Here is a 4,365-nt window from a genome sequence, read left to right as displayed (position 1 = left end):
CGTGCGTACCGCGGGCGGCGACACGCTCACGCTGCTCAACCCCAACGTCATCGAGACCTCCCGGGAGACTGACGAGCAGTACGAGGGCTGCCTGAGCTTCTTCGACGTCCGTGGCCTCGTCCCCCGGCCGCTGGAGCTGCACGTCGAACACACCGATATCGATGGCAACCGGCACATCACCGTCTATCGGCAGGGGCTGGCGCGGCTCGTCGCTCACGAGATCGATCACCTGCACGGTCAGCTCTACACGGATCGGATGCGGGCCGGAACCACACCGATCCCGGTGGAGCAGTACCGGGGTACCGGCTCGGCCTGGTCCTACAACCGCTGACCAGCCCGAACGCACCCGCCCCGCGGGCGGCGTGGCGGCATGCCGACGTGCCGACGTGCCGACGGCGCAGCGCCGGGACCGGGTGTCCGACACGGACTGGTAGATCCGACATATGACATGGTTCCCTCGTGCCGTATAGTCCGGAAAGCAGGCGATAGGTGCGGGTCCGCCGGAACGTCGACACAGATTTTTTCGGAACCTGGTTGGAGACTGCCGGCAGCGGGTAGTGGAGGCTCGATCGCCACGCGGCGGAACAGATTCTCCACGCATCGCTTATTGTTTACCGTCAGCGTGACGACCCAGCCACGAACTGGGGATTTTCAGCCCACTGAACAACCTCTAGGATCGGGCGCGCACGCGGGCGCGAAACACCATTAAAAAGATCGGGACAAGTAAGTGGGGTGCACTGTGTGCATCCTCACGTACTCTTGTTTTCCCCGGGTCACTCTCAGCTATGTTCGTTGCCGTGCCGTCACCTGATGGCATGCGTCGGGCGGCACGCCGAATCCTGCCCCCGCTCGACGAGAATCAAACCTTTGGCAGGAGCGGGGGAACCAATTCCGGGCGCCGATAAAAGACGTCCTCGGGGTGAAGCCGCGATGCGCGGCCGGGCATTCCCAGCCCGAACCCGACAGCTCACCTCGCAGGCGTGGGGAAGGGCAACTCAATGTCCAACGCTCGTTCGCTCGCTCGTGGCCTCAACCGCATCAGGCTCGGTTCCCGGGCCTTGATCGCCGCCACCACTCTCGCGGCCTCGATCGGCGGTGGCCTCGCGCTGTCCCAACCGGCCAGCGCGTCGACGAACGCCGACCACTTCCTCTCCAAGGTGATCCCGTGTGAGTCCGGGGGGAACCCCCGCGCGGTCAACTCCATCGGCGCCGGCGGGTTGTTCCAGTTTCTGCCCAGCACCTGGCGCGGGGTCGGCGGCAAGGGTCTGCCGCAGCACGCCAGCGTCGCCGAGCAGTGGCAGCGCGCCCGCATCCTGTACGCCCAGCAGGGGACGAGCCCCTGGTACGCCTCGAAGCCGTGCTGGGGTCACAAGATCTGAGCTGCCCGGCTTCCCGCACCAGCCTTCACCGTCCACGCCCGGCAGGTACTGATCGGCGCGCGGCCAGCAGCCCCGTGTCCCGGACGGGACACGGGGCTGCACGCTACGTTTCCCGGTCACGGTTTCCCGGTCACGGCGACGTCGGCCAGCTCAACTTCCGCGGCCCCGCCCGGCGGAGACCCGGCGGACCCACCGATCGGCCGGCTCAGCCGATCCGACGGCGGCGGGCGATCTCGGCCAGCGTGATCCCGGCGGCCACCCCCGCGTTGAGGGACTCCACCGCACCCGCCATGGGGATCCGGACCCTCACGTCGCAGCGCTGCTCGACCAGCCTGGACAACCCGCATCCCTCGGAACCGATCACCAGGACGAGGGGGTCGGTCGCCATCGTGAGCTCGTCGATGCTCACTTCACCGTCCGCGGCCAGACCGACAACGAACTGGCCGCCCGCCGCGTAGGAGACGAGCGTGCGGGCGAGGTTGGTGGCGCGCGCCACCGGCAGCCGGGCGGCAGCCCCCGCCGAGGTCTTCCAGGCCGCGGCGGTCACGCCGGCGGCCCTACGCTCCGGGACGACGACGCCGTGGGCACCGAAGGCGGCGGCCGAGCGCACCACGGCCCCGAGGTTGCGAGGATCGGTGACCCCGTCCAACGCCACCAGCAGACCCGGCGGAGACGAGCGCGCGCGGGCGAGGAGATCATCCGGATGGGCATACCGGAACGGCGGTACCACGAGGGCGAGACCCTGATGCGGAGCGGTGCCACACATCCGGTCGAGATCCGTGCGGCCGACGTCGGCCACGGCGATCCCGGCCCGCCCGGCGAGCCGGCGGGCGTCGGCGAGCCGCTCGTCGAAGTCCAGCCCGCCGGCGATGAAAAGGGTCGACGACGGTACCCCGGCCCGCAGCGCCTCGACCACCGCGTTGCGCCCGACCACCAGCTCGTCGCCCTCGGTCCGCCGTGGGCGCCCGGCCCCCGCGGAACCCCCCACGGCGCTCGGCCCGGTGGTGGCCGCAGCTGCGACGGCGCGGCCACCATCCCCGCGCCGGCCGGCGGCCGCTCGACTCCGCTCGGCTCCGGCCGAGGCGGAACGGGCCGCAGCAGCCGCCGCCGCACGACGCTGGGCGGGATGGCCGGGGCGCAGCTGCGCGGGCGGAGTGGCCCCACGGCCCTCCAGCGCCTTGCGGCCGTGACCGCCGCTGCCCGTGGAGGCCCCCTTGCGGTGGGAACCGGCCTTGGCGGCCCGACCGCCCTGACCGCCGCGGGCGATCCCGCTGTCCCGGCGAGCGGCACCGGCCATCAGGACCACCGACCATTACACGCCCGGGGAATGACCATGTGACCACGGTATACGGCGGACGACACCGCCGTGTCGGGGCGCGCTCGGCAGGAACTCGGCGGAGGAGCTCTGCCATGGGCATACCTCGACATGGCCGTTTCCGGGGATCCGGCGCCCTATCCTGAGGGCCGGCAGGCCCACGGCCCGACCTGATGTGGTCCGGCCGCTCCTCACCGGCGTCAGGAGGGTCAGGTGCGCATCGTTCTTCCACCCGCCGCCGGGTGGTCGCGGGCCGAAGACCGGTGGTGACCCATGGCGAAGGCGGGGTGCCACCTGATCAACATCGACGATCTCGATGCCAGTCTCACCATGCTCGGCGGAGTGGAGGCCTACGGTACCGCGCTCGTCACGGCGGCCGGGCCGCGCGGCACGCCGCCGCGGGCGTTCGGCGGGTGTGCTCCCCGACCTGGCGGTGTCACCGCCGCGGCGGTGACATTCCTGGAGAATGCCCGGCATAGAACGTTGAGCGCCACCTCCCGGCCCGGCGGCCCAGGCGGCCCAGGCGGACCCGGGGAGACGACGTGACGACGCGAGCGGAGGTGCGGGTCATGAGCGGCGGCCGCGTGACCACGCCGATCAGCAGGCCCGGGGTTCCCCGGGATGCGGGGGCCCTGCCACCATCCACCCCCGGCCTTTACGCTCTTTTAGGGTCGCCCGCCGACGATGGCGGGCGCGTCGGATCAGGTCGCCGGCACGGCGATCTACACCCTCGACGTGCCGTGGGGGAAGCTGGGAGAATACGTCTTCATGAATGTGTGATGACCAGCTCGACGAGTGCGACCACTTCGGCCGATCATCGGGCGCGCGCCGTCGGTGTCCCGAGACGGCCACGGCGAGCATCGACGATCCGGCCGTCAGCGACCCGATCGTCAGGGGCAGGAGGCACCCAGCACATGGCTCTGCGCACACCGCCCGCATGCGTTCTCCCGGCTGTTTCCGGCCGCGTCCGCTTTCTCCCGGCGGCATGACGGTGGACCTCAACCCGCATGACGACGCCCCCACGGTCGCCTACCAGATCACCGGGAGCGGGCCGTTCGAACTCGACGACGACCTGGGTCGCTGCCCGGTGTGCGCGGCACCGGTGTATACCGACGACCGGTACTGCGAGGTCTGTGGTCACGGGCTGGAGGGTCCGAACCCCGGCCACGGCGACGCCGACCACAGCGAGGTCGACCTCGGCCAGCTCGCCGGCGTGTGCGACCGCGGCGTCCGGCACACCACCAACGAGGACGCCATGGGCCTGGCCGTCGTGTACGGCACGCTGATCGCGGTGGTGTGTGACGGCGTATCGACCACTCCGGGCTCCGGGCAGGCCTCGGCCGCCGCGGCGACCGCCGCCATGGCCGTCCTCGCGGATGCGGTGCGTGCCCACGGCCCGGGGCGCCCCGTCCACCACGGCACCCGCCCGTCGCGCGGCGTCAGCCGGGCCGAGGAGATGCTCGACATCCTCGAACCGTCGTATGCCGACTACAAGAAGCCGCGAACATCGCCCCGCGCGGTCGTCGGCGGGTTCTCCCCGGAGGACGCCGAGGCCGCGCTGCACGCCGCCGTCGACGCGGCCCAGGCGACCATCGCCCAACTCAGCGCGGCCGAGGGGCGGATGGCGCCGTCGTGCACGTTCGCCGCGGCCATCGTCACCCCGCCGACCCC

General features: G+C 71.4%; 4 protein-coding genes, 1 pseudogene and 1 riboswitch. Of the genes and pseudogenes, 4 read left to right on the top strand and 1 reads right to left on the bottom strand.

The window, feature by feature from the left end:
- Together AC08ON_RS05630 and AC08ON_RS05625 are read left to right on the top strand one after the other, a co-directional pair.
- Window positions 1-331, top strand: a 331-nt coding sequence (locus AC08ON_RS05630) for a peptide deformylase (protein ID WP_476616570.1), incomplete at its 5' end; no start/stop codon positions are given.
- Window positions 332-820: 489 nt separating this feature from the next.
- Window positions 821-996, top strand: a riboswitch (cyclic di-AMP (ydaO/yuaA leader).
- 2 nt (window positions 997-998) lie between these two features.
- A complete protein-coding gene (locus AC08ON_RS05625) occupies window positions 999-1,379 on the top strand; it encodes a transglycosylase family protein (protein ID WP_476606665.1) in 381 nt (126 codons plus the stop codon).
- A gap of 205 nt (window positions 1,380-1,584) precedes the next feature.
- Here the strand turns inward: AC08ON_RS05625 and rlmB are convergent, their stop codons facing one another.
- The gene (gene rlmB, locus AC08ON_RS05620; RefSeq protein WP_476606666.1) at window positions 1,585-2,676 is read right to left on the bottom strand and encodes a 23S rRNA (guanosine(2251)-2'-O)-methyltransferase RlmB; all 1,092 of its coding nucleotides are present in this window, start codon (window positions 2,674-2,676) and stop codon (window positions 1,585-1,587) included.
- Window positions 2,677-2,967: 291 nt separating this feature from the next.
- Between rlmB and AC08ON_RS05615 the strand changes: the two genes are divergently transcribed.
- Together AC08ON_RS05615 and AC08ON_RS05610 are read left to right on the top strand one after the other, a co-directional pair.
- A complete protein-coding gene (locus tag AC08ON_RS05615; RefSeq protein ID WP_476606667.1) occupies window positions 2,968-3,240 on the top strand; it encodes a hypothetical protein in 273 nt (90 codons plus the stop codon).
- A 439-nt stretch (window positions 3,241-3,679) separates the two neighbouring features.
- A pseudogene (locus AC08ON_RS05610) lies at window positions 3,680-4,365 on the top strand (serine/threonine protein phosphatase); the annotation flags it as partial.

The sequence above is a fragment of the Frankia sp. CoWAU3 genome (assembly GCF_977971855.1).
Note: the sequence above shows the minus strand (reverse complement) of the source record. Positions and strands in the feature narration are given on the sequence as shown.